Source organism: Acidovorax lacteus (assembly GCF_039540375.1).
Taxonomy (GTDB): domain Bacteria; phylum Pseudomonadota; class Gammaproteobacteria; order Burkholderiales; family Burkholderiaceae_C; genus Acidovorax_G; species Acidovorax_G lacteus.
This window is the reverse complement of record NZ_BAABEX010000007.1, coordinates 660,752-684,762: the sequence shown is the minus strand read 5'-3', so window position 1 is coordinate 684,762 and position 24,011 is coordinate 660,752. Positions and strand designations below refer to the sequence as shown.

General features: G+C 67.2%; 21 protein-coding genes. 4 read left to right on the top strand and 17 right to left on the bottom strand.

Going from position 1 to position 24,011, the window contains the following annotated elements; translation table 11 throughout:
• The first annotated feature begins 67 nt into the window (after nt 1-67).
• A complete protein-coding gene (locus ABD866_RS06495) occupies nt 68-1,387 on the top strand; it encodes a surface lipoprotein assembly modifier (RefSeq protein ID WP_345062321.1) in 1,320 nt (439 codons plus the stop codon).
• A 37-nt stretch (nt 1,388-1,424) separates the two neighbouring features.
• The gene (locus ABD866_RS06490; protein WP_345062319.1) at nt 1,425-2,414 is read left to right on the top strand and encodes a FecR family protein; all 990 of its coding nucleotides are present in this window, start codon (nt 1,425-1,427) and stop codon (nt 2,412-2,414) included.
• 39 nt (nt 2,415-2,453) lie between these two features.
• On the opposite strand, the gene ABD866_RS06485 is transcribed toward ABD866_RS06490, so the two are convergent.
• The 5 genes from ABD866_RS06485 to ABD866_RS06465 form a co-directional block, all read right to left on the bottom strand.
• Nucleotides 2,454-3,317 (bottom strand): LOG family protein, encoded by an 864-nt coding sequence (locus ABD866_RS06485; protein ID WP_345062317.1) that lies wholly within the window; start codon nt 3,315-3,317, stop codon nt 2,454-2,456.
• A 66-nt stretch (nt 3,318-3,383) separates the two neighbouring features.
• Nucleotides 3,384-3,770, bottom strand: a complete 387-nt coding sequence (crcB, locus tag ABD866_RS06480; RefSeq protein WP_345062515.1) for a fluoride efflux transporter CrcB — start codon at nt 3,768-3,770, stop codon at nt 3,384-3,386.
• Between the two features lie 11 nt (nt 3,771-3,781).
• Nucleotides 3,782-5,086: a TRAP transporter large permease gene (locus tag ABD866_RS06475; protein WP_345062315.1), complete on the bottom strand. Its 1,305-nt coding sequence runs from the start codon at nt 5,084-5,086 to the stop codon at nt 3,782-3,784.
• An 18-nt stretch (nt 5,087-5,104) separates the two neighbouring features.
• Complete coding sequence (locus ABD866_RS06470) at nt 5,105-5,614, bottom strand: TRAP transporter small permease (RefSeq protein WP_345062313.1); 510 nt, start codon at nt 5,612-5,614, stop codon at nt 5,105-5,107.
• 8 nt (nt 5,615-5,622) lie between these two features.
• A complete protein-coding gene (locus ABD866_RS06465; RefSeq protein WP_345062311.1) occupies nt 5,623-6,606 on the bottom strand; it encodes a TRAP transporter substrate-binding protein in 984 nt (327 codons plus the stop codon).
• A 176-nt stretch (nt 6,607-6,782) separates the two neighbouring features.
• Between ABD866_RS06465 and ABD866_RS06460 the strand changes: the two genes are divergently transcribed.
• A complete protein-coding gene (locus ABD866_RS06460) occupies nt 6,783-7,310 on the top strand; it encodes a winged helix DNA-binding protein (RefSeq protein ID WP_345062309.1) in 528 nt (175 codons plus the stop codon).
• A 90-nt stretch (nt 7,311-7,400) separates the two neighbouring features.
• A complete protein-coding gene (locus tag ABD866_RS06455; protein WP_345062307.1) occupies nt 7,401-11,054 on the top strand; it encodes a hydantoinase B/oxoprolinase family protein in 3,654 nt (1,217 codons plus the stop codon).
• A gap of 103 nt (nt 11,055-11,157) precedes the next feature.
• Here ABD866_RS06455 and ABD866_RS06450 read toward each other — a convergent pair whose 3' ends face one another.
• The 12 genes from ABD866_RS06450 to ABD866_RS06395 form a co-directional block, all read right to left on the bottom strand.
• Complete coding sequence (locus tag ABD866_RS06450) at nt 11,158-11,580, bottom strand: monovalent cation/H(+) antiporter subunit G (protein WP_345062305.1); 423 nt, start codon at nt 11,578-11,580, stop codon at nt 11,158-11,160.
• On the bottom strand, nt 11,577-11,855 hold the full coding sequence (locus ABD866_RS06445) for a K+/H+ antiporter subunit F (protein WP_345062303.1): 279 nt from the start codon (nt 11,853-11,855) through the stop codon (nt 11,577-11,579). The genes ABD866_RS06450 and ABD866_RS06445 overlap by 4 nt, the downstream gene beginning before the upstream one ends.
• A complete protein-coding gene (locus tag ABD866_RS06440; RefSeq protein WP_345062302.1) occupies nt 11,852-12,349 on the bottom strand; it encodes a Na+/H+ antiporter subunit E in 498 nt (165 codons plus the stop codon). Before ABD866_RS06440 ends, ABD866_RS06445 begins: the two co-directional genes overlap by 4 nt.
• Nucleotides 12,349-14,046: a monovalent cation/H+ antiporter subunit D gene (locus ABD866_RS06435; RefSeq protein ID WP_345062301.1), complete on the bottom strand. Its 1,698-nt coding sequence runs from the start codon at nt 14,044-14,046 to the stop codon at nt 12,349-12,351. The genes ABD866_RS06440 and ABD866_RS06435 overlap by 1 nt, the downstream gene beginning before the upstream one ends.
• A 2-nt stretch (nt 14,047-14,048) precedes the next feature.
• Nucleotides 14,049-14,414 carry a Na+/H+ antiporter subunit C gene (locus tag ABD866_RS06430; protein WP_345062300.1) on the bottom strand — a complete coding sequence of 122 codons (366 nt, stop codon included), beginning with the start codon at nt 14,412-14,414 and terminating at the stop codon, nt 14,049-14,051.
• A complete protein-coding gene (locus ABD866_RS06425) occupies nt 14,405-17,356 on the bottom strand; it encodes a monovalent cation/H+ antiporter subunit A (RefSeq protein WP_345062299.1) in 2,952 nt (983 codons plus the stop codon). Before ABD866_RS06425 ends, ABD866_RS06430 begins: the two co-directional genes overlap by 10 nt.
• Nucleotides 17,357-17,578: 222 nt before the next feature.
• Complete coding sequence (locus ABD866_RS06420) at nt 17,579-18,022, bottom strand: ComEA family DNA-binding protein (protein WP_345062298.1); 444 nt, start codon at nt 18,020-18,022, stop codon at nt 17,579-17,581.
• A 180-nt stretch (nt 18,023-18,202) separates the two neighbouring features.
• A complete protein-coding gene (lapB, locus tag ABD866_RS06415) occupies nt 18,203-19,357 on the bottom strand; it encodes a lipopolysaccharide assembly protein LapB (protein WP_345062296.1) in 1,155 nt (384 codons plus the stop codon).
• Nucleotides 19,347-19,664, bottom strand: coding sequence for a LapA family protein (locus ABD866_RS06410; protein WP_345062294.1), 318 nt, complete (start codon nt 19,662-19,664; stop codon nt 19,347-19,349). Before ABD866_RS06410 ends, lapB begins: the two co-directional genes overlap by 11 nt.
• A 99-nt stretch (nt 19,665-19,763) precedes the next feature.
• Nucleotides 19,764-20,081: an integration host factor subunit beta gene (locus tag ABD866_RS06405; RefSeq protein ID WP_345062292.1), complete on the bottom strand. Its 318-nt coding sequence runs from the start codon at nt 20,079-20,081 to the stop codon at nt 19,764-19,766.
• A gap of 93 nt (nt 20,082-20,174) precedes the next feature.
• A complete protein-coding gene (gene rpsA, locus ABD866_RS06400; RefSeq protein ID WP_345062290.1) occupies nt 20,175-21,860 on the bottom strand; it encodes a 30S ribosomal protein S1 in 1,686 nt (561 codons plus the stop codon).
• 129 nt (nt 21,861-21,989) lie between these two features.
• The gene (locus ABD866_RS06395; RefSeq protein ID WP_345062288.1) at nt 21,990-24,008 is read right to left on the bottom strand and encodes a bifunctional 3-phosphoshikimate 1-carboxyvinyltransferase/cytidylate kinase; all 2,019 of its coding nucleotides are present in this window, start codon (nt 24,006-24,008) and stop codon (nt 21,990-21,992) included.
• Nucleotides 24,009-24,011 lie beyond the last annotated feature (3 nt).

Here is a 24,011-nt window from a genome sequence, read left to right as displayed (position 1 = left end):
GCTACAGTGGCCGCGATCAGAGCGTATCTGCACGGAGGGCGTGATGCGGGACAGAGCGCGCAGACACTTGAAAGAGCAGCTTGCCCTGGCCGCAGCGGTGTGGGCCATGGCGCTGTCGGCCGCGGCTCAGACCGCTGTGCCGCGCTGGCAGGCCGCGCAGCTGGCGCTGACTGCGGGCCAGGCTGAGCAAGCCCTGGCGCTGCTGTCTGGGCTGGAAGCGGCCGAGGCGGGCGATCCGGCATTTGACGCTCTGATGGGCCACGCCGCGCATGCGGCCGGCCGTTATCCGCGCGCCATCCTGGCTTGGGAGCGCGTGTTGGCCAACCGGCCGCAGGATGCAGACGCAGCCCGTGCGCTGGCGCGTGCGCTGCACGCCGTGGGCGATGCGCCGGGCGCCGAGGCCGTGCTGCAGCGCTTCGGCCTGCGCGGCGTGCCGGTGGATGCGGCCCTGAGCCTCGACCCGTTCCTCGTCTCGTTTGATCGGCGTGGCCACGAGGGCCGCTCGACCTGGAAGGGCCACCTCGACCTCACGCTGGGCCACGACAGCAATGCCAACGCGGGTCCTGTTCCCGACGCACCGTCGCTCTCGCCCCCCGGCACACCGGCCTGGAGCCTGGCTCCGGGTAGCGCAGCGCAGGGCGCGGGTTTTGCAGCCTTGCAGGGCCATCTGCGGGGGCGCCATGTGATCGACGCGCGCTGGTCGCTGGTGGGCGCGACCACCGCCGACCTGCGCGGCCACGCGCGCCGTGCGCAAGACTACGACGCGCTCCAGTGGGATGCTAGCGCGGGCCTGGCCTACCGGCGCGAGCGCCACGAATGGCTGCTCAGCGCCCAGGGCAGCACCTGGCAGCAGGATGGCAGCACCTTGCGCAACACCGCAGGCCTGGTGGGTGAGTGGATCTGGCGGCTCGACGGCTTCCGGCAGTGGGACAGCTTTGTGCAATGGCAGACGCTGCGCTACCCCGGCCAGTCGCTGCGCGATGGCCAGCGCGTGGTGGCGGGCACCTCGTATGTGCATGTGCTGCGCAACGGCAGCTTGGGCTATGCGGGCGTGTACGCAGGGCGTGAATCGCCTGACGCGGCCGGCGTCGAGCATCTCGGCCACCGCCTGAGGGGGCTGCGCGCGGGCTGGCAGTGGGCGCTGGCACCCGATTGGGCCGCGTTTGTGCACGCGAGTCACGAGCGGCGACGCTACGGTGCGGACGATCCCTTCTTTGCGCTGCGGCGCAGCGACCGCGCCACGCAGGTGGCGCTCGGTCTGTCGTGGTTGCCTGCGCCGGGCTGGCGCATCACGCCGCAGTTGGCCGTCACACGCAATGCGTCCAACCTGCCGATCACCGACTACGACCGGCGCACGGTGTCTGTCACCGTGCGGCGCGAGTTCTGATGCCTGCAATGCGTTTCGATGCCGTGGGAGGCCCGACATGCCCGCCTTGACCCCTTCGTTCCGCCTGGCCTGGTGGGCCGCCCTGGTGGCCGCCTGGCCCCTGCAGAGCCTTGCCGCAGCAGGGCTGGTGCAGTTCAGCACGGGTGATGTACAACTGCGCCGCGCCGGCAGCACCTCGGCCGTGTCCAAGGGCCTGCCGGTGGAGGCGGGCGATGTGCTGCTCACCGGGGCCGACGGGCGTGCGCAGATCCGTTTCTCGGACGGCGGGCTGGTGGCGCTGTACCCGGGCTCGCAGTTCACCGTGACGCGCTATGCCGACACCGGCAACCCCGCGCAGGACCAGTTCGCCGTGAGTTTGTTGCAGGGCGGCCTGCGCGCCATCACCGGGCTGATTGGCAAGCGCGAGCCACGCAACTACCAAGTGACCACGCCCACGGCGGTGGTGGGCATCCGTGGCTCGGCCTTCCTGGTGGCCTTCAACGCGGTCGGTGAGGTGGTGGTCTCCGGCGAGGAGGACGAGATCGAGGTCTGCACCCGCGCAGGATGCGTGGGCGTGAAGGCGGGCGAATCGGTGCGTGTGGTGTCCGATGCAGAACTGCCGCTCTATACGCACACCCGGGCGTTGCTGCCATTGCCGCCCGCACCGCTGCCCTATGTGATGGGCGAGCAACTCGGCGGCGGTGGTCGTGTACAGCCACTGCCCGCGCCTGTGCCCGAGCCCCCAGCACCTGCCACACCGGCGGCACCAGCTCCCCAGCCCGTGCCGACCCCGGTGCCTGCGCCCGACCCGGGGCAGCCGGGTGCACCGCCGCCGGTGACGGTGCCCGGCCCGCAGCAGCCGCCCACCACACGCCCGCCGGCACCCACCACGCCCACGACCCCCACCACGCCGCCCGCGCCGACGACGCCCACCGCGCCAGCCCCTCCGGCCACGCGGCCGCCCATCACCACCTTGCCCCCCATCGTGCGGCCCATCTTCGTGCTGCCGCCGATTGCGGTGCCGCCGCCACCGCCGGTCATTCGCTGAGCGTGCCGGTGCCGTTGGCGGCACCGTGCGCCGTGGCGATCACAGCCCGTAGAAGGCCTTGATGAGGTTCCAGGCTTCCTGTGGATCGTCGGTCACATGGAAGAGCGACAGGTCTTCGGGCGAGACCGTGCCTTCCTCCACCAGCACGTCAAAGTTGATGAGCCGCTTCCAGTAGTCGGAGCCAAACAGCACGATGGGGACCGGCTTGGCCTTGCCCGTCTGCACCAGGGTGAGCACCTCGAACAGCTCGTCCAGCGTGCCAAAGCCACCCGGAAACGCCACCAGCGCCTTGGCGCGCATCATGAAGTGCATTTTGCGCAGCGCGAAGTAGTGGAACTTGAAGCACAGTGAGGGCGTGATGTAGGGGTTGCCGCTTTGCTCGTGGGGCAAAGAGATGTTCAGTCCGACGTTGGGGGCACCGGCCTCGTGGGCCCCGCGGTTGGCGGCTTCCATGATGCCGGGGCCGCCGCCGGTACACACGTACACGCGCTGGTCGGCCGGCTGCGTCAGGCTGTGCTCGGCCACCAGTTTGGCGAACTGGCGGGCCAGGTCGTAGTAGCGCGCGTTGCGCACGGCCAGCTCGGCGCGGCGGATCTGCGCCGCGTCCTTGCCGGCCTGGGCCTCGGCCAGCAGGGCGGCGGCTTCTTCGGGCGATTTGAAGCGCGCGCTGCCGTACACGACCACCGTGCTCTCGATGCCTTGCTCGGCCTGGCCCAGGTCGGGCTTGAGCAGCTCCAGCTGAAAGCGGATGCCCCGCGTTTCGCGGCGGAACAGGAATTCAGGGTCGGCAAAGGCCAGCCGGTATGCGTCGGCGTGCAGCGGGCTGCCGTTGGTCGAGTGGTGGTGCAGCTCGGCCCAGGCGTTGGCCAGCCGGCTGTCGTTGAGTTGGGTGTTGGCTTCCATGGCGGTTGATGCGAGGGCTGCAGGGCGGTGAGGATTGAAACCCCACCGGGCTGCGGCCCAGTGTACTCAACCACGAGCCGCTATGAAAAGAGAAGCGCTCCAGATCCCTGCGACGGTCAGGGCCAGCGAGCCGAACAGGTGGACGGCGGCCGTACCCAAGGCCAGCGCATAGCGCTGCTGCTGCAGCATGCCGACCACCTCGGCCGAGAAGCTGGAGAACGTGGTGAGTGCGCCCAAAAAACCCGTGATCAGCAGCAGCCGCCAGGTTGGGTCGAGCTGCGGCAGCGCCTGAAAGACGGCCACGCACACGCCCACCAGGTAGCCGCCCACCAGGTTGGCGGCCAGCGTCCCCCAGGGCAGCAACGCGCCGCTGGTGTTGAGCCACAGCGCCAACTGCCAGCGGGCGAGCGCGCCCGTGCAGGCCCCGATGCAGATGGCCACAACCGACGCCAGCGTAGAGCCCATCACCGTGACAGCATCTGCTGGGGCAGCCACGTCACGATGCCCGGGAACACATAGATCAGGGCCACAGCCCCGCACATCAGGAAGAACATCGGCGCCGTGACCCGAGTGATCCAGGGCAGCTGGCGGCCCGTCATGCCTTGCAGCACGAACAGGTTGAAGCCGACTGGGGGCGTGATCTGGGCCATTTCGACCACGAGCACGATGAAGATGCCGAACCAGATGGGGTCGATGCCCGCGGCCTGGATGGTGGGCATCAACACGCCCATGGTGAGCACCACCATGGAGATGCCGTCCAGAAAGCAGCCGAGCACGATGAAAAAGACCGCAAGCGCCAGGATCAGTTGGGCCTGGCCCAGACCCAGCGATGCGATCCACTCGGCCAGATGGCGCGGCAGCCCGATGTAGCCCATGGACAAGGTGAGGAAGGCCGCGCCCGCGAGGATGAGGCCGATCATGCAGTACAGCCGGGTCGCGCCCATCAAGGCGTCGCGGAACGAGGCCCAGGTCAGCGAGCCCTGCACCGCCGACAGCACCAGCGCCCCGACCACGCCGACGGCGGCCGCCTCGGTGGCCGTGGCAATGCCGGTGTAGATCGACCCCAGCACGGCGGCGATCAGCAGCACGACCGGGATCAGACTGCGCGATGCGGCCAGCTTCTGGCGCAGGGTGAACTGCTCGTCGGCAGCGGGCACCTGTTCGGGATTGCGCAAGGCCCACAGCACGATGTAGCCCGAGAACAGACAGGCCAGCATCAGGCCTGGCAACACGCCCGCAACGAACAGCTTGGAAATCGACACCTCGGCCATTACGCCGTACACGATCATGATGATGGATGGCGGTATCAGCAGGCCCAGCGTACTGGCCCCCGCCAGCGTGCCCACCACCATGTTGTCGGGGTAGCCGCGGCGCTTGAGCTCGGGTAGGGTCATCTTGCCAATGGTGGCGCAGGTGGCAGCGCTGGAGCCAGACACTGCGGCAAAGATCGTGCAGCCCACCACATTGGTGTGCAGCAGGCGCCCGGGCAAGGCCTGCACCCAAGGTGCAAGCCCCCGGAACATGTCTTGCGACAAGCGCGTGCGGAACAGGATTTCGCCCATCCAGATGAACAGGGGCAGGGCGGTGAGGGTCCAGCTGGAAGCCGATCCCCAGATGGCCACCGCCATCGCATCCCCGGCAGGCCGCGACGAGAACAGCTGCATGCCGATCCAGGCCACACCCGACAGCGTGAGGCCGATCCAGACGCCGCTGCCCAGGATCAGGAACAGCGACAGGACCAACAGGCCCGTGATGGCAAGGTCGCTCATGGTGCAGGCATCCTCAGGTCATTCGTTGCGCAGAAGTTCGTCCGACTGCGGGCGCGGGCGGCGGCCCATCAGCTCCAGAACCAGCTCGTCCAGAAAGGCGATGGCCAACACCACCGTGCCGAGCGCCATGGACAGTTGTGGAATCCACAGCGGCGTTGCATCGCTGCTGGTGGATACGTCATGGAACTCGTGTGATTGCCAGGCCAGCTTGCAGCTGTAATAGGCAAACAGCACGGCAAGCAAGGTGGCCACGCCCAGGGCCCACACCTCCATGCCCTTGCGCATCGAACCGCGCAGCGCATTGAGCAGCAGCGTCACGCGGATGTGCTCGCCCCGCTTGAGGGTGTGAGCGAGGGCCATGAAGCCCGCTGCCGCCATCAGGTAGCCCGCATAGGCGTCGGTGCCGGGCACATGAAAGTGCAACTGGCGGCTGATGATGGACAGCAGCACCATGCCCAGCAGCCCAACCATGAAAAGCGCCGCCAGGGCGGCAGCGCTGTCGTAAAGCGCATCAAGGAGGCGGCGCATACGGGGGCTTATTTGCGGAAGTTGTCGACCAGTGCTTTGCCTTCAGGGCCGGCCTTGTCCAGCCATTCCTTGAGCATGGTGTCGCCCACCTTGGCCATGTCGGCCTTGAGCGCGGCCGGCGGCGGGGTCACTTCCATGCCGTTGGCCTTGAGTTTGGCAATGGTGTCGGTGTTGACCTTCTGGCTGGTGGTCCAGCCACGGGCCTCGGCGTCGGCACCGGCTTTCAGCACCGCATCCTGGGTGGGCTTGTCTAGGGCATCAAACGCCTTCTTGTTGATGAGCACCGCGTTTTTGGGCAGCCAGGCCTGGGTGTCGTAGTAGAACTTGAGGTGCTCGAAGAGCTTGCTGTCCACACCCGTGGCACCAGAGGTCATGGTGGACTCCACCACGCCGGTGGCCAGGGCCTGCGAGAACTCGGCAGCCTGCACGGTGACGGGCTGGGCGCCCACGAGTTCGGCAATGCGGGCGGTGGCCGGACTGTAGGCGCGCCACTTCACGCCCTTGAGATCTGCTGCGCTGGCCAGCGGCTTCTTGGTGTAGATGCCTTGCGGCGGCCAGGCCACCGAGTACAGCAGGATCATGCCCTGCTCGGCCAGTTTCTTTTCAAGGAAAGGCTTTTGCGCCGCATACAGCTTGCGCGACGCGTCGTAGCTGTCGGCCAGGAAGGGGATGCCATCCACCCCAAAAATCTGCCATTCGTTCTGGAAGTTCGCGAGCAGGATCTCGCCCATCTGGGCTTGCCCGCCCTGTACGGCGCGCTTGATCTCGGGGGCCTTGAACAGCGCCGCATTGGCGTGCACGGTGATCTTGAGCTTGCCGCCCGTGGCCTTGTCGACATCCGAGGCGAACTGGACCAGGTTTTCCGTGTGGAAGTTGGTGGCGGGGTAGGCCGCCGCCAGATCCCATTTGGTTTGCGCCTGAGCGGCGCTTGTACCAAGCGCGACGAGGGCCGCAGCGGCCAGCGAAGAAAGGGCAAGAGAACGACGCTTCATCGGGAGGCTCCACAAGGTTGAACGTTGGGGTGCAGGCACTGTAGCGCGCAACGTCAACAATTTGCTCTAGGTGTTTCCGCTGTATGTCGACAATTTAACGACAATTTATTCTCTACGTACCTACAATTCCTGCGCATGCATGAGTTGTGCCAGTCCCACCCCTGCGGAAAGCGCCCATGAAGTCCAAATCTCCCGCCAGCGAGTCCGGCCCCATCGTGTCGTCGGCCCATCTGGTGTCGGCCCAGAGCGCCGAGATGAGCGAGTTCGAATTCGGCCTGATCGTGGCGGGCAACGCCTTCCACCGGTGGGTGGTGCACTGCATGTCGGCGGCAGGCTTGAAGGACCTGACCCCGCTTGATGTGGTGGTGCTGCACCACGTCACGCACCGCGCGCGGGACAAGCGGCTGTCTGACATCTGTTTCATCATGAACGTGGAAGACACGCACCTGGTGAACTACGCGCTCAAGAAGCTGCAGGCGCTGGGCGTGGTGGCCTCGCAAAAGAACGGCAAGGAAGTGACCTATGCCGCCACCGACACTGGCCGCGCCTACGTGCAGCGCTACCGCGAAATCCGCGAGACCTGCCTGATCGACGCGCTCAAAGCCGACGAGGCGCTGAACCGCGACATCGGCGAGCTGGCACGCCTGCTGCGCGTGCTCTCGGGCATGTACGACCAGGCGGCGCGCTCGGCCGCGTCGCTGTAGTCCCCCCGCGCGCTGTCGGGCATATTGGAACCAAAACCGGCTCTCGTGCTTGATTTCCAAGCACGAGCAGCTATCGAAAGCATAGCAACCATGTCCCATCCCCATCCCGCTCCGTCCCGCTGGCAGTTCTGGATCGACCGCGGCGGCACCTTCACCGACGTGGTGGGCCGCAAGCCCGACGGCACGCTGGTCACGCACAAGCTGCTGTCAGAAAACCCCGAGCAGTACCGCGATGCGGCGGTGGCGGGCATTCGCCATCTGCTGGGCCTGGCGCCCGGCGCGCCCGTGACGCCCGAGCAGGTGGAATGCGTGAAGATGGGCACCACCGTGGCCACCAATGCCTTGCTCGAACGCAAGGGCGAGCCGACGCTACTCGTGACCACGCGCGGCTTCAAAGACGCGCTGCGCATTGCCTACCAGAACCGCCCGCGCCTGTTTGACCGGCGCATCCTGCTGCCCGAGCTGCTGTACGAGCGCGTGATCGAGGCGCAGGAGCGCATGGGCGCGCACGGCGAGGTGGTGGAGCCGCTGGACGAGCAGCACCTGCGCGAGCGCCTGTGGGCCGCGTACGACGCGGGTTTGCGCAGTGTGGCCATCGTGTTCATGCACGGCTACCGCTACACGGCGCACGAGCAGGCCGCCGCGCGGCTGGCGCGCGAGATTGGCTTCACCCAGGTCAGCACCTCGCACGCCACCAGCCCGCTGATGAAGTTCGTGAGCCGGGGCGACACCACGGTGGTGGATGCCTACCTCTCGCCCATCCTGCGCCGCTATGTGGAGCAGGTGGCCGCCGAGATGCCCGGCGTGCGCCTGTTCTTCATGCAGTCGTCGGGCGGGCTCACCGATGCGCAGGTGTTCCAGGGCAAGGACGCGATCCTCTCGGGCCCGGCCGGCGGCATTGTGGGCATGGCGCGCACGGCCGAACTGGCCGGCCATGCCAAGGTGATCGGCTTCGACATGGGCGGCACCAGCACCGACGTGAGCCACTACGCGGGCGAGTTCGAGCGCGAATTCGAGACCCAGGTGGCCGGTGTGCGCATGCGCGCGCCCATGATGAGCATTCACACGGTGGCTGCGGGCGGTGGCTCGATTCTGGAGTTTGACGGTGCGCGCTTTCGCGTCGGCCCCGAAAGCGCGGGCGCCAACCCCGGCCCGGCCAGCTACCGCCGCGGCGGGCCGCTGGCCGTGACCGATGCCAACGTCATGCTCGGCAAGATCCAGCCCGCGCACTTTCCGCGCGTGTTCGGCCATGCAGCCAACGAAGCGTTGGACGACGCCGTGGTGCACGAGTGCTTTGCCGCCCTGGCCGCGCAGACCGGCCGCAGTGCCGAGGATGTGGCCCAAGGCTTCATCCAGATTGCGGTGCAGCAGATGGCCAATGCCATCAAGAAGATCAGCGTGGCGCGCGGCTACGACGTGACGCGCTACACCCTGCAGTGCTTTGGCGGCGCGGGCGGCCAGCACGCCTGCCTCGTGGCCGACGCCCTGGGCATGACCCGCGTGTTCGTGCACCCGCTGGCCGGTGTGCTGTCGGCCTACGGCATGGGCCTGGCCGACCAGACCGTGATCCGCGAGCAGGCGGTGGAAGCCCGCCTGGCCGCGGCGCTGCTGCCCGACCTGGACGCCCGCCTGACCGCGCTGGCCGAGGCCGCGCGCACCGAGCTCGTGCGCCAGCAGGTGGGGCAGGGCACCGTGCAGGTGCACCGCCGCGTGCATGTGCGCTACGAAGGCAGCGACGCCGCCCTGGTGGTGCCGTACGGCACGCTGGAGCAGATCGTGCAGGGCTTTGAAGCCGCCTACCGCCAGCGCTTTGCCTTCCTCATGCAGGGCAAGGCGCTCGTGGTCGAGGCCGTGTCGGTCGAGGCCGTTCTACCCGGCGATGCGCCCGCCGAGGCCACGCACACGCTGCACCCGCCGCGCGAGGCGCCGCGCCGAAGCACCGTGCGCATGTACACCGCCGGGGTGGACGGCCGCGCCGCCTGGCACGACGCGGCCCTGGTGGTGCGCGAAGACCTGCGCCCTGGCGACGTGGTGCCAGGCCCGGCCATCATTGCCGAGCAGAACGCCACCACCGTGGTCGAACCCGGCTGGCAGGCCACGCTCACCGCGCTTGACCATCTGGTGCTCGACCGCATGGCCGCCCGCGCCGTGCAGCATGCCGTGGGCACCACGGTAGACCCGGTGCTGCTCGAAGTGTTCAACAACCTGTTCATGAACATTGCCGAGCAGATGGGCCTGCAACTGCAGAACACCGCCTACTCGGTCAACATCAAGGAGCGGCTTGACTTCAGCTGCGCGCTGTTCGATGCCGAGGGCAACCTGATCGCCAACGCGCCCCACATGCCCGTGCACCTGGGCAGTATGGGCGAGAGCATCAAGACCGTGATCCAGGCCAACGCCGGGCAGATGCAGCCGGGCGACGTGTACGTGCTCAACGACCCGTACCACGGCGGCACGCACCTGCCCGACATCACCGTGATCACGCCCGTGTACGTGGGTGCTGCAGGCGAGGGGGATGGCCAGCCCACGTTCTACGTGGGCAGCCGTGGCCACCATGCCGATGTGGGCGGCACCACGCCAGGCTCGATGCCGCCGTTTTCCACGCACATCGAAGAAGAGGGCGTGCAGCTCAACAACGTCAAGCTCGTGGAGCGTGGCGTGCTGCGCGAGGCCGAGATTCTGGCGCTGCTGCAAGGCGGCCGCTACCCCAGCCGCAACCCGCAGCAGAACCTGGCCGACCTCAAGGCCCAGATCGCAGCGAATGAAAAGGGCGCGCAGGAGCTGCGCCGCATGGTGGAAGAGTTCGGCCTGGACGTGGTGCAGGCCTACATGCGCCATGTGCAGGACAACGCCGAGGAATCGGTGCGCCGCGTGATCACGCGCCTCAAGGACGGTGCCTTCACGCTGCCGCTGGACAACGGCGCGCAGATCCAGGTGGCTGTCACGGTCGATGCCGCGGCGCGCAGCGCCACCATCGACTTCACGGGCACCAGCGCGCAGCAGGGCAACAACTTCAACGCGCCGCGCGCGGTGTGCATGGCGGCGGTGCTGTACGTGTTCCGCACGCTGGTGGAGGACGACATCCCGCTCAACGCAGGGTGCCTGAAGCCGCTGCAGGTCATCATCCCCGAAGGCTCCATGCTCAACCCGCTGCCCCCGGCCTCGGTGGTGGCGGGCAATGTGGAGACTTCCACCTGCATCACCAACGCGCTGTACGGCGCACTGGGCCTGATGGCGGCCGGCCAGTGCACCATGAACAACTTCACCTTCGGCAACGACCGCTACCAGTACTACGAAACCATCTCGGGCGGCAGCGGCGCGGGCGGTGTGTTCGACGCCACAGGCGCGCTGGTGGGTGGGTTTGACGGCACGAGCGTGGTGCAGACGCACATGACCAACTCGCGCCTGACCGACCCCGAGGTGCTGGAGTTCCGCTTTCCGGTGCGGCTCGACGGCTACGAGATCCGCCAGGGCTCTGGGGGCACGGGCCGCTTCAAGGGGGGCCATGGCGGCGTGCGGCGTGTGCGCTTTCTGGAGCCCATGACGGCCAGCATCCTGTCGAACGGCCGCCACCGCGGCGCGTTTGGCATGGCGGGCGGCGGCGACGGCGCACCGGGCATCAACCGCGTGCTGCGCGCCAATGGCCGGGTGGAAGCAATGGACCACATCGGCCAGGCCGAGATGCAGCCGGGCGATGTGTTCGAGATCCAGACGCCCGGCGGTGGCGGCTTCGGGGCAGCCTGATCGAAGCCGGGGTTGCGCACCTCTGGGGCGCAGGGCCGGTCAGTGCGCTCCGGCGTTCCCAGTCAAATCGGCTGCTTGTGCTTATCAATCAAGCACAAGCAGCTCACTTTTTGATAGCGTCTGGTGGGGCGGAGCCCTGCGGCCTTGGGGCTGAACCCGGGGCGGGCAGGGGCGTCTGGCCGCTGCTGCGGCTCAGGCTGGGCGGCACCGGCTCGCCCGCCTGCCGCGCGCGGAACAACGCTGCCCGCATCAGAAAAATCGACATCACCGGCACGGTGATGGCCACGAACAGCGCAGTCAGCCAGGCGTGCAGCGCCAGGCCGCCTTCGGTCACCGAGAAGAAAATCACCGACGCGTGCACGATGCACCAGCAGGCCAGCGTGGCGATGATGGCGGGCGCATGCACCCGCTCAAAAAAGCTGCGCAGGCGCAGCAGGCCGCTGGAGCCCAGCAGCGCCAGCAGCGCACCGGCCAGCACCAGCACGGCCACCAGCGCATCGGCCCAGGCGGGCAGGGCGGCGTTCATTCGATCACCTCGCCGCGCAGCAGGAACTTGGCCATGGCCATGGTGCCCACAAAGCTGAACAGGGCCAGCAGCAGCGCGGCCTCAAAGTAGGTGCGGCTGGCGTACAGCAGGCCCATCACCAGCATCAGCAGCATACCGTTGAGCGCCATGCAGTCGAGCGCCAGCACGCGGTCTTGCGCCGTGGGGCCGCGCAGCAGGCGCACCAGGCACAGGCCCATGGCCAGCGCCAGCATCAGCAGGGCCAGCGGCAGGGCCCAGTCGAGCATCGGGGTCATGACTCAAAAATCTCCATCAGCGGCTGTTCGTAGCGTTCCTGCACATGGCGGATGGCGGCCTCGGCGTCTTCCAGCTCCAGCACGTGCAGCAACAGCTGGCTGCGGTCCAGCGAGAGCTCAGCCCAGGCCGATCCGGGCGTGATGCAGGTGATGGTGGCCAGCACGGCCAGCGCGTTCGGGTCGCGCAGGCGCAGTGGGATGCAGATGAACCCCGGTGGATGCCGCCGTGGGCTGTGCGGCGCCCAGAGCACACGCACGGCCTGCAGGTTGGACACCGTGGCGTCCCACACGATGGTGGCGGCCAGCCGCAGCACCACGCCGGGGCGCCGAATGCGCACGGGCAGCGGTCGCAGGCCTGCGGTCATCCACGGAATCCACACCGCCAGCACCAGGCCCAGCAGGATGTGACCCAGCCCAAGGCTGCGGTTGAGCAGCAGCCACAGCCCCCACAGGGCCAGGCTCAGCAAGGGGTGGGGCAGCCAACGGCGGCGCATCAGCGTTCTCCCTCGCGGCCCGCGGTGGCGGCCGGGCTGGGCACCGGCTGTGCGCCCAGTACGGTCTCCAGATAGGCTGCGGGCTGGTGCAGCGCGGTGGCAGCCGCGGTGGTGTAGCGCAGCAGGGCCTCGCCATGCAGCGTGAGGGCGACAGCCAGCGCCAGCAGCGCGGCCACCGGCACGCCCTCGGCCACGCGCACGACAGGGGTGCCACGGCCCTGCGCGCTCCAGAAGTGCCGCATGCCCAGGCGCGTGAGCGAGACCAGTGCGGCCAGGCCCGACACCATCATCAAGGCCAGCAACAGCAGCGCCCAGGGGATGCCGGGCCCTGTAAAGCCCGGCAGCGCCAGCAGCGCCTGCCCGATGAGCACCTTGCCCACAAAGCCGGGCAGGGGTGGCAGCCCAGCCACCAGCAGCACGGCTCCCAGAAAGGCCAGGCCCAGCACCGCCGCACCGGCCGGAATGGGGCGGCCGATCAGCGCCACTTCGTCATCGTCCAGGTTGTGCGACTGGGTGGAGCCCAGATCGGGTGTGAGAAACGGCGCATCGTCCGTGGCCTCGTCGGGCGCAGGGCGTGCTTCGCGCTCGCGCCAGCGCTCAAGCAGGTCGGCCAGCAAAAACAGCAGGGCCACGCCGAGGGTGGAGCTGACGAGGTAGAACAGCAGCCCGGCCGTGACCGACGCCTGGCCCAGGCCCACGGCGGCCAGCAGCAGGCCCGACGAGACCACCGCCGCATAGCCAGCCACAGCGGGCAGGCGCTGCGATGCCAGCAGGCCCAACGCGCCCCAGGCCAGCGTGACAAGTCCCGCCCCCGACAGCCACGCCGCCGCAAAGCCTGCCGACACACCGGCATCGCCGCCGAACAGCAGCGTCCACAGCCGCAGCACGGCGTACAGCCCCAGCTTGGTCAGCAGGGCAAACAGCGCGGCCACGGGTGCGGTGGCCGCACTGTAGGCAGGCACCAGCCAGAAGTTGAGTGGCCACACGGCCGCCTTGATCAGAAACGCCACCCCCAGAATGGCCGCCGCAGCGTGCAGCAGGCCGCGGTCTGCTGGGGCCACCTCGGCCACGCTGCGGGCCAGATCGGCCATGTTCAGCGTGCCAGTGATGCCGTACAGCATGGAAACGCCGACCAGGAACAACGCCGACGCTACGAGGTTGACGGCTACGTAGTGCAGCCCCGCACCAATGCGCGCGGGCCCCGAGCCGTGCAGCAGCAGCCCGTACGACGCGGCCAGCGTGATCTCGAAGAACACGAACAGGTTGAACAGGTCGGCCGTGAGAAACGCACCGCCCAAGCCCATGAGTTGGAACTGCAGCAGCGGATGAAAATGCACGCCCGCGCGGTACCAGCCCCCAGCCGCGTAGCAGGCTGCCACCAGTCCCAGCGTGGCCGTGAGCACGAGCATCAGGGCCGACAGACGGTCGAGCGCGAGCACGATGCCAAAAGGCGCAGGCCAGTTGCCCGGTAGATAGGCCCCGAGACCGCTCGGCCCACTGGGCGCATCGGCCTGCATCAACAAGAGCACGGCCACGCCCAGGCCCATGCTGCACGACAGCAACTGGATCAGCACCTTGAGGCGGCGCTGCTCCTCGCGCAACAGCAGCAGCACGGCCGCGGTGGCCAGCGGCAGCACGATGGGCGCGAGCAGCCAGTGCGGTGAAAACAGCGGAGACAGCAACGTGAACAGATCCATGCTCAGGGCATCTCCTGTGTGTCCTGGGCGTCACGGCCATCCACATGGTCGCTGCCCGCAACGCCGCGCGATGCCAGCAGCAGCACCAGGAACAGCGCGGTCATTGCAAAGCCGATGACGATGGCCGTGAGCGTGAGCGCCTGCGGCATGGGGTCGGCGTAGTGCAGCAGGTCCTGCGGTACGCCGGGCTGGATCACGGGCTCCTTGTCGATGGCCAAGCCCAGCCGGCCCATACTGAAGATGAACAGATTGACCGCATAGGCCAGCAGCGACAAACCCATGATGAACTGGAACGTGCGCGGGCGCAGCAGCAGCCAGACGGCCGAGCCGGTGAGCACGCCAATCGCCAGGGCCAGGATCACTTCCATGGGGACTCCTTGGCAGCAGGGGCCGCCGCAGCGGCGGCCGGTGGAGGGGTGGGCGCATCGTCCTGCGTGCGCGCGTGGTAGCGGTGGCTGCGCACCGACTGATGGGCCAGCGCCGTAAGGATCAGCAGGGTGGATCCGACGACCAGCGTGAACACGCCGATGTCAAAGAACAGTGCGCTGGCCACGTGCATCTCGCCCAGCAGCGGCAGCGCGAGGTGTGCGGTGTGGCTGGTCAGGAACGGATAGCCCCAGGCCAGCGAACCCAGGCCGGTCGCCAGTGTGACGAGCGCTCCCATGGCAATCCAGCGCCGCGGCTGCAGGCGCCAGTGCGATTCCACCCAGGCCGTGCCCGACACGATGTACTGCAGCAGCAGCGCCACCGAAAACACGAGCCCGGCCACGAAGCCGCCACCGGGCTCGTTGTGCCCGCGCAGAAACAGGTACGCTGCCACCAGCGTGGCAAACGGCAGCAGCAGCCGCACGAGCACGGCCGGCACCATCAGGTAGCCCACGGCGGTATCGGCCTGCAGGCGCGGGTGGGCCAGGTCGGTCGCCACATCGGCGGGCAGGGCCCGTTGCTGCGGTGGCAGGTCCATGACTTCCCGCGCCGGGCGAAAGCGCCGAAGCAGCGCATACACCGTAACGGCCACGATGCCCAGCACCACGATTTCGCCAAAGGTGTCGAAGCCGCGGAAGTCCACCAGCATCACGTTGACCACGTTGGTGCCGCCGCCTTCGGTCAGGGCGCGCTCGAGGAAGAAGGTCGAGGTGCTGTCCGGGAAGGGCCGGCTCATCATTGCCAGCGCGATGAGTGCCATCCCCCCACCGGCTGCGATGGCCAACAGCAAGTCGCGCCCACGCCGCAGACGCGTGCGGGCAGAGCGGTCTTCTTCGTTTGCCCGCAGGGCTTCGTCGCGCCGTGGCAACCAGCGCAGGCCCAACAGCAGCAGGATGGTGGTCACGATCTCCACCACGATCTGCGTGAGGGCCAGGTCTGGTGCCGAGAACCACAGGAACGTGACCGTGGTGGCCAGCCCCGCGCCGGCCAGCAGCGCCAGTGCGGCCAGCCGGTGGTATTTGGCCTGCCATGCCGTGGCCACCGCGCAGGCCCCGCCCAGCACCCACAACATGGCGAACGTGGCCGAGGCCGGCAAAGGTTCGCGGTCGCCAATCTGCAGGCCCCAGCGCAGCAGCGGCACGGCGCCAGCCACGAGCGCCGCCAGCACCATCCACAGCACCTGCCACTGCAGCCGCCGCGTGCTCAGCAGGCGAGAGGTTCGGACCGCGGTTCGCATCAGGGCTGCGTGCAGGGCTTCAAACACACGCGCTCCCTGCGGCCACCGGCCAAGGCCCAGGCCTGCGCGGGGGCGCAGGATGCCAACGTACAGCGCCACACCGCCCACCAGGGCCACGATGCTCATGGCCAGCGGCAGGTTCCAGCCGTGCCACATGGCGAGGCTGTAGGCGGGCAGGGGCCCCCCTACCACCGGTTGGGCCGCCGCCGCCAGCACGGGGCCGACCGACCATGCGGGCGCGATGCCCACCACCAGGCAGGCCAGTACCAGCAGTTCGACCGGCACCCGCATCCAGTGGGGCGGCTCATGGGGCGTTCTGGGCAGATCGTCGGCTTTGGGGCCCCAGAAAACGCCCACCGCCAGTCGCAAGGAGTACGCTACGCCGCAGAGCCCAGCCACTGTGGCCGCTACAGGCAGCAGCCACTCCAGCCAGGGCGCTGCTTGAAGAAACACGGTTTCGGCAAAGAACATTTCCTTGGACAGAAAACCGTTGAGCAGCGGCACGCCCGCCATGGCGGCGCTGGCCACAAAGGCCAGCGTTGCGGTGATGGGCATGCCGTGGCGCAGACCCCGCAGGCGCCGCAGGTCGCGTGTGCCGGTCTCGTGGTCCACAATGCCTGCGGCCATGAACAGCGAGGCTTTGAAGGTTGCATGGTTCAGGATGTGGAACACCGCTGCAACGGCAGCCAGCGGGCTGTTGAGGCCCAGCAGCAGCGTGATGAGCCCGAGGTGCGAGAGCGTGGAGTAGGCCAGCAGCCCCTTGAGGTCGTTTTGAAACAGCGCGGCCGCGCCCCCCCATAACAGCGTGAGCAGGCCCGCGCCGCCGACCATCCAGAACCAGGCGTCGGTGCCCGACATCACGGGCCACAGCCGCGCCAGCAGGAACACACCGGCCTTGACCATGGTGGCGGAATGCAGATACGCCGACACCGGCGTGGGAGCGGCCATGGCCTGTGGCAGCCAGAAATGAAAGGGAAACTGCGCACTTTTGGTAAACGCGCCCAGCAGCAGCAATGCCAGGGCGGGCAGGTACCACGGGTGTGCCTGGATGGTCTGGCGCTGGGCCAGGACATCGTCCAGCGCGTAACTGCCGGCCATATGCCCGATCAACAGCACCGCGACCAGCAGGCACAGCCCCCCCGTGCCGGTGATGGTGAGAGCCATGCGCGCACCACGGCGTGCGTCGCGCCGGTGGTGCCAATAGCCGATCAGCAAGAAGGAAAACAGGCTGGTCAGTTCCCAGAACACGACCATTTGCAGCAGGTTGCCCGACAGCACCACCCCCAGCATCGCGCCCATGAAGGCCAGCAAGAAAGCGAAGAAGCGGGGCGCAGGGTCGGCAGGCGAGAGGTAGTAGCGGGCATACAGCACCACCAGCGAACCCACGCCCAGCACCAGCATGCCGAACATCCAGGCAAAGCCATCGATCCGGATGTGCCAGACCAGGCCTGCAGCGGCCATCCAAGGGACTGTCTCTTGAAGCACCTCGCCGGCTGCGATCTGCGGAAAGCACAGCGCCAGCTGGACGCTACAGAACAGGGCGATCACCCCTGCCAGGGTCGATTCGGTGTTCCGCGCGTTCGACGGAAGAGCGGCCGCCAGAAGGCTGCCGATGAAGGGCAGGAGGATGAGCGTTGTCAGGGGCATCTCGCCCCATTCTAAAAGTGACAACTCCTAGGCCCTACCGTGCACAGGGAACATGCCCGGTAAGACCTCGATGCGCGTGCCGCACAGAGGTCACTGGCCATCGCACAGCCTGCAGGCCACCTGCCGCAAGGCGGCGCTCACCCGTCTGGGAGAGCGGCGGTGTGGGGCGCTTCGTACCTGGGCAGGTAGGACGCCGATCGCCGCGAGCCCCCGGGATGCTGATCAGCGCGAAGCGGCGACCGCGGGGGCCGTGGCAGCAGACGTGCCCTGCGCGGTTTGCGTCGGTGCAGACGCTGGTGCAGAGCCCGCCGGGCTGCTGGCGGGCTTGCGCTCTGCCCCGGTTTTGTCGGCCTTGTCCTTCGCCTTCTCTTGTCGGGCCTGGGCCTTGGCATACGCGGCCGCGCTGAACTTGCGGCCATTGATGGTCAAGCCCTCGGCGGAGAGTTTCTCGGCTGTTTTTTCACCCACTCCGCTCACGCGTTGGGTGAAGTCGTGCCAGTCTTTGAATGGGGACTTTTCACGCTCGGCCACGATGCGCGCCGACATCGCGGGGCCAATGCCCTTGACGCCGTCCAGATCCGCCACGCTGGCTTTGTTGGCATCCACGGCGGCCCACGCGTTGAGCGACAGGCACAGAGCGATCAGAGCAATCAGGCGAGCAAACATGCGGCTATCTCCTTGGGGCAGTGCGTACGGTGACGCCGCGCATGATAAACGGTGCATCGCACGCGCCACGGAGCCCTGGCAGCCGCGCACCGCGGGTGCGATCCGGGAGCACAGGAGGCCTTCAGCCGAAGCGGTGCAGTCGTGGGGGGCAACGCCCGCGAAAGTCCATCGAATGCGGCGTCACAGCTCTTCCACGCGGCGGGCTGGGTAGCTGTCCCAGCTCTGGCAGCCGGGGCACTGCCAGAAATGTTGCCGGGCCTCGAACCCGCAGGCAGCGCAGCGATAGCGCGTCAGGGGTTTGCTCGCGTGTTCGAGCGCCTGCTGCACCGGAGGGTGGAGTGCCTCGCGCTCCAGCCGCTCGCCCGCCAGCCAACGCGTAGCGGCCACCAGAGAGCGCTCCCGGCTCAGGTGAGTGACGTAGCGTTCACGACCTGGGCCCGTGTCGGTCTCCATCGTGTCCAGCTGCACCAGTGCGTCCAGCACATCCAAAGACGCAGTGCGCTCGTAATGCGCCTCCAGCCATTGGCGCGCGGTGTCCGTGCGCCCGGTTTGACGCGCAGCATCCAACAGCAGGCCGGTGGCCAGGGGCAGTGCGTTCGGGGCGTGTTCACACAGGTCCTCAAGCGCTTGCAGCGTTTGCGCTGGCTGGCCCTGCATCTGGTACAGACGGGCGCGGTCTATGCGCGGCCGGGCCGCCTGTGGCGCGGCCTCGATGGCTGCGTCCAGAAGACGGGATGCCGCATCGTGCTGGCCCTGGCTGAGCAGCGCCTGCGCCTGCTCGCACAGGTAATGTGCCTGACGCCCGCTGTAGTCGCCCTGGTCGGCTGCGTGCATCTTTTCGGCAATGGCACTGGCCTGCGCCCAGTCGCGCGACCGCTCATAGATGGCCAGCAGCGCCAGACGCGCTTGTGCTTCGAACGGGGTGCCTTCGAGGCGTTGCAGGGCGTCTTCGGCCCGGTCGAGCAGGCCGGCCTTGAGAAAGTCCAGCGCCAGCGCGTGCTGCGCGCGCTCGCGGTCGCTCCGGCTCAGATCGCCGCGCGAGAGAAGATGCTCGTGCACACGCACGGCGCGGTCGTATTCGCCGCGACGGCGGAACAGATTGCCCAGCGCGAAGTGCAGCTCGGAGGTGTCGGGGTCGTTCTGGACGGCCTCGATGAAGGCGTCAATGGCCTGATCCTGCTGCTCATTGAGCAGGTAATTCAGTCCCTTGAAGTACGCCTTGGGAGCACTGCGATTTTCTGCGCGCAACTGGCGCAGGTCGAAACGCGATGCGAGCCAGCCCAGAATGAACGCGAGCGGCAATCCCAGCAGCAGCCAGGTCAGGTCAAATTCCATGGATCGGGTCGCTCGAAGCGGTGCCGGTGGCTGTCGCAGGTGGGTTGGACGATGGCGGTGTGGGTGCTGCTGTGCTGGCCATCACAGGCCGTTTAGCCGCACTGCGGTGCCGCCACCAGCGCGGCACCATGCCGAGCACGCCCACCACCAAGCCCAGCGTGAAGGCGGCCAGCACCACTAACACCAGCGGTGCGCGCCACTGCGTACCGAAGAAGAAGTGCACGGTCGCGTCTTGCTGATTGTTCAGCGCGAAGGCGAACAGCGTAAAAAAAATGGCTGCCTTGAGCAGCCACAGAAGGTATTTCATGCGTCACCCCGTGGTCCGCCGATTCTAGGCGGTGCGAGGAGCGCCGGGCGCGCTGTGGAGTACCGTGAGGCACCCGCGCGTGAACGCGCGAGCCAGGCATCAGCGCGATGCAGCGTCTTGTTGCTGCAATTCCACGGTACGCCGGTCCACCGCTTCCCGCAGGGCTTTGCCCGGCTTGAAGTGCGGAACGCGCTTCTCGGGGATGGCGACGGCTTCACCGCTGCGTGGATTGCGGCCCATGCGTGGGGGACGCCGTGTCACCGAGAAACTGCCAAAGCCGCGTATCTCGATGCGGTGACCCCGTACCAGGGCATCGCCGACAGCGTCGAGGATGGTCTTGACCGCGAACTCGGCGTCCCGATGGGTGAGCTGCCCGAATCGGGCAGCGAGTTCTTCGACTAAGTCAGAGCGGGTCATGGGTGGGCTTTGTGCGAGAAGATGCGAAGGCATGTGGCCGAAACAGCAGCGGGCGCCGAAGCGCCCGCTGCTCAACGGATCACATCAGCGGGATCACTTGTCGGAGTTGTCCAGCTTGGCGCGCAGCAGTGCGCCCAGGCTGGTCGTGCCGGCGCTTTCGCGTGCGGCTTGCTGCGACAGGTTGGCCATGGCTTCCTGCTGGTCGGCAGCGTCCTTGGCCTTGATCGACAGTTGGATGTTGCGGGTCTTGCGATCCACGTTGACCACCACTGCAGTGACTTCGTCGCCTTCCTTGAGCACATTGCGGGCGTCTTCCACGCGATCGCGGGAAATTTCCGATGCACGCAGGTAGCCCACCACGTCCTCGCCCAGGTCGATCTCGGCGCCACGGGCGTCCACGGTCTTGACCTTGCCGGTCACCGTCTGGCCCTTGTCGTTCACCGTCACGAAGGTCGTGAACGGATCGCTGTCGAGTTGCTTGATGCCCAGGGAGATGCGCTCACGGTCAACGTCCACGGCCAGCACGATGGCTTCGACTTCTTGACCCTTCTTGTAGTTGCGCACGGCGGCTTCGCCAGGCTCGTTCCACGACAGGTCCGACAGGTGCACCAGACCATCGATGCCAGCGGCCAGACCCACGAACACGCCAAAGTCGGTGATCGACTTGATCGGGCCCTTCACGCGGTCACCGCGCTTGGTGTTCTGGGCGAACTCTTGCCAGGGGTTGGCCTTGCACTGCTTCATGCCCAGGGAGATGCGACGCTTGTCTTCGTCGATTTCCAGAACCATGACTTCGACCTCGTCACCCAGGGAGACCAGCTTGCTGGGGGCGATGTTCTTATTGGTCCAGTCCATCTCGGACACGTGCACCAGGCCTTCGATGCCGGGTTCGAGTTCCACGAACGCGCCGTAGTCGGCAATGTTCGTGACCTTGCCGAACAGGCGGGTGCTCTGGGGATAGCGGCGCGAAACGCCCATCCAGGGGTCGTCGCCCATCTGCTTCAGACCCAGCGACACGCGGTTCTTCTCGGTGTCGAACTTCAGGATCTTGGCCGTGATCTCCTGGCCTGCAGTCACCACTTCGGAGGGGTGACGCACGCGGCGCCATGCCATGTCGGTGATGTGCAGCAGGCCGTCGATGCCACCCAGGTCCACGAACGCACCGTATTCGGTGATGTTCTTGACCACGCCCTGCACGATGGAGCCTTCCTTCAGGGTTTCCATCAGCTTGGCGCGCTCTTCACCCATCGAGGCTTCCACCACAGCGCGGCGGCTCAGCACCACGTTGTTGCGCTTGCGGTCGAGCTTGATGACCTTGAATTCCATGGTCTTGTTTTCGTACGGCGTCAGATCCTTGATCGGACGCGTATCGATCAGCGAACCAGGCAGGAAGGCGCGGATGCCGTTGACCAGCACCGTGAGGCCGCCCTTGACCTTGCCGCTGGTGGTGCCGGTGACGAATTCGCCGGACTCCAGTGCCTTTTCCAGCGCCATCCAGGACGCCAGGCGCTTGGCCGTGTCGCGCGACAGGATCGTGTCGCCGTAGCCGTTTTCGATGGAGCCGATGGCCACCGAGACGAAGTCACCCACTTGGACTTCGACCTCGCCCTTGTCGTTCTTGAATTCGTCCAGCGGCACGTAGGCTTCAGACTTGAGACCGGCGTTCACCACGACGAAGTTGTGCTCGACGCGCACAACCTCAGCGGTGATGACCTCGCCAGGACGCATTTCCGTGCGCTGCAGCGATTCTTCAAAAAGGGCGGCAAAAGATTCAGACATGTGTTTCCTTACCGCAGACAGGTTTCCAGGCGCACCATTGCGACTGTTGCTAAGGCTGCTGCGGTGGTGTTGCGGCAGGTGCCGCGGTTGGGGTTGCAAAAGCGTCCGTACGGACCGGACGCACCGTTGTCAGCCCTTGACTGCCACAGCCACGGGCTGACGCTCCAGCCACCAGTCCAGCACTTGCTGCACGGCCTGTTCGATCGTGAGCGAAGAGTTGTCCAGTACCAGAGCGTCTTGCGCCGGCTTGAGCGGTGCCACGACACGGGTGCTGTCCCGTGTGTCGCGGGCCTCCAGGTCGGCGCGAAGATCGTCGATGTTAGCGGAAATTCCCTTTGAAATCAATTGTTTATAGCGGCGCTCGGCCCGCTGGGTGGCGCTCGCTGTGAGATACACCTTGAGCGGCGCATCCGGGAAAATCACCGTGCCCATGTCCCGCCCGTCGGCCACCAGGCCCGGCAAGCGGCGAAACGCGTGCTGCAGATCCACCAGCGCCAGCCGCACTGCGGGAAGGGCCGAGACACGAGAGGCGTTCATCCCAGCTTCTTCCGTGCGAATCGCATCGCTGACATCGTCGCCGCCCAGGTAGATGCGCCCCTCGGCAAACCGGACCGGAAGCGTTCGGGCCAGCGCCGCAATGTCGTGCTCGTGGGCGGCGTCAATCGCCAGGCCAGCGCGCAGTGCGGCCAGTGCGGTGATGCGGTACATCGCACCCGAGTCGAGGAAGCCGTATCCGAGGCGCTCTGCCACTGCGGCGGCCACGGTGCCCTTGCCCGACGCGGTCGGCCCGTCGATGCAGATTACGGGAATCTGCGGGAGCGGTGTCCGGACCAAGCTGAACAGCGTCTCGAAGTAGTCCGGAAAGGTTTTGGCGACGCAGCGCGGGTCTTCGATGCGCACCGGCAGGCCGGCAGGGTTGAACGCCGCGAGCGAGAAGCACATCGCCACGCGGTGGTCGTCGTAGGTGTGGATGCTCGCAGCCCTCCAGTCGGCCGCAGCGGGCAGCGGAAACACGCGGATGAAATCTGCGCCTTCTTCCACCGTCGCGCCGAGCTTGCGCAACTCGCAGGCCATGGCCGCGATACGGTCGGTTTCCTTGACGCGCCAACTGGCGATGTTGCGCAGCGTGGTCGGGCTATCGGCATACAGCGCCATCACGGCCAGGGTCATGGCAGCGTCCGGGATGTGGTTGCAGTCCAGATCGATTCCCTGCAACGGCCAGCGACCGCGGCGCACCTGCAGCCAGTTGGGGCCGCCTTCGACGACAGCGCCCATGGCGCGCGCCGCTTCGGTGAACCGGATGTCGCCCTGGATAGAGTCCAGGCCCACACCCTGGATACGCACACCTTCGTGCGCAGCAATTGCTCCCAGCGCAACAAAATAGCTGGCCGACGACGCATCGGCCTCCACGTGCACGCTCCCGGGCGATCGGTAGCGGCTGCCGCGCGGGATGGTGAAGCGCTGCCACTGCTCGTGGCGCACGGCAATGCCAAAGCGGGCGAGCAATTCCAGCGTGATCACGATGTAGGGCTTGGAGATGAGCTCTCCCACGACCTCGATCACGATGTCCTGCGACTGGCTGGCCAGCGGTAGCGCCAGCAGTAGTGCGGTGAGAAACTGGCTGGACACATCGCCGCGGACCGCAATCGGCTGGCCTAGTGCCAGTGATGGCAGCCCCGCCGCCTGCGCGATGCGCAGCGGCGGGTAGCCCGGGGTTCCCAGGTATTCGATCTGGCAGCCCAGTTGGCGCAATGCGTCGACCAGATCCCCAATCGGGCGTTCGTGCATGCGCGGAATGCCTGACAGACGGTATTCACCTCCGAGCAATGCCAGGGCGGCCGTGAGCGGGCGCATGGCCGTGCCGGCGTTGCCGAGGAACAGGTCCAGCCCGCCGTGGGGCGTACGACCGCCCAGACCGGTGATTCGGACCACCGCGCCTGCCTGTTCGACGCCGCAGCCCAGGGCCCGCAAGGCCTCGAGCATGACCTGGGTGTCGTCGGAGTCGAGCAGGTCGTAGACCTCGGTCGTGCCCTCGCTCAGCGCTGCCAGCAGCAGCACGCGGTTGGAAATGCTTTTGGAGCCCGGCAACTGAACCGTGCCGTGGGCCTGCTGCAGCGGGGGAAGGTCGAGAAAAGCGGTGCGGTACATCGG

Coding starts and splice junctions, on each gene's coding strand:
- ABD866_RS06490 (WP_345062319.1), top strand. CDS start 1,425: ATGCCCGCCTTGACCCCTTCGTTCCGCCTGGCCTGGTGGGCCGCCCTG.
- ABD866_RS06485 (WP_345062317.1), bottom strand. CDS start 3,317: ATGGAAGCCAACACCCAACTCAACGACAGCCGGCTGGCCAACGCCTGG.
- ABD866_RS06475 (WP_345062315.1), bottom strand. CDS start 5,086: ATGAGCGACCTTGCCATCACGGGCCTGTTGGTCCTGTCGCTGTTCCTG.
- ABD866_RS06470 (WP_345062313.1), bottom strand. CDS start 5,614: ATGCGCCGCCTCCTTGATGCGCTTTACGACAGCGCTGCCGCCCTGGCG.
- ABD866_RS06465 (WP_345062311.1), bottom strand. CDS start 6,606: ATGAAGCGTCGTTCTCTTGCCCTTTCTTCGCTGGCCGCTGCGGCCCTC.
- ABD866_RS06460 (WP_345062309.1), top strand. CDS start 6,783: ATGAAGTCCAAATCTCCCGCCAGCGAGTCCGGCCCCATCGTGTCGTCG.
- ABD866_RS06455 (WP_345062307.1), top strand. CDS start 7,401: ATGTCCCATCCCCATCCCGCTCCGTCCCGCTGGCAGTTCTGGATCGAC.
- ABD866_RS06450 (WP_345062305.1), bottom strand. CDS start 11,580: ATGAACGCCGCCCTGCCCGCCTGGGCCGATGCGCTGGTGGCCGTGCTG.
- ABD866_RS06445 (WP_345062303.1), bottom strand. CDS start 11,855: ATGACCCCGATGCTCGACTGGGCCCTGCCGCTGGCCCTGCTGATGCTG.
- ABD866_RS06440 (WP_345062302.1), bottom strand. CDS start 12,349: ATGCGCCGCCGTTGGCTGCCCCACCCCTTGCTGAGCCTGGCCCTGTGG.
- ABD866_RS06435 (WP_345062301.1), bottom strand. CDS start 14,046: ATGGATCTGTTCACGTTGCTGTCTCCGCTGTTTTCACCGCACTGGCTG.
- ABD866_RS06430 (WP_345062300.1), bottom strand. CDS start 14,414: ATGGAAGTGATCCTGGCCCTGGCGATTGGCGTGCTCACCGGCTCGGCC.
- ABD866_RS06425 (WP_345062299.1), bottom strand. CDS start 17,356: ATGCCCCTGACAACGCTCATCCTCCTGCCCTTCATCGGCAGCCTTCTG.
- ABD866_RS06420 (WP_345062298.1), bottom strand. CDS start 18,022: ATGTTTGCTCGCCTGATTGCTCTGATCGCTCTGTGCCTGTCGCTCAAC.
- lapB (WP_345062296.1), bottom strand. CDS start 19,357: ATGGAATTTGACCTGACCTGGCTGCTGCTGGGATTGCCGCTCGCGTTC.
- ABD866_RS06410 (WP_345062294.1), bottom strand. CDS start 19,664: ATGAAATACCTTCTGTGGCTGCTCAAGGCAGCCATTTTTTTTACGCTG.
- ABD866_RS06405 (WP_345062292.1), bottom strand. CDS start 20,081: ATGACCCGCTCTGACTTAGTCGAAGAACTCGCTGCCCGATTCGGGCAG.
- rpsA (WP_345062290.1), bottom strand. CDS start 21,860: ATGTCTGAATCTTTTGCCGCCCTTTTTGAAGAATCGCTGCAGCGCACG.
- ABD866_RS06395 (WP_345062288.1), bottom strand. CDS start 24,008: ATGTACCGCACCGCTTTTCTCGACCTTCCCCCGCTGCAGCAGGCCCAC.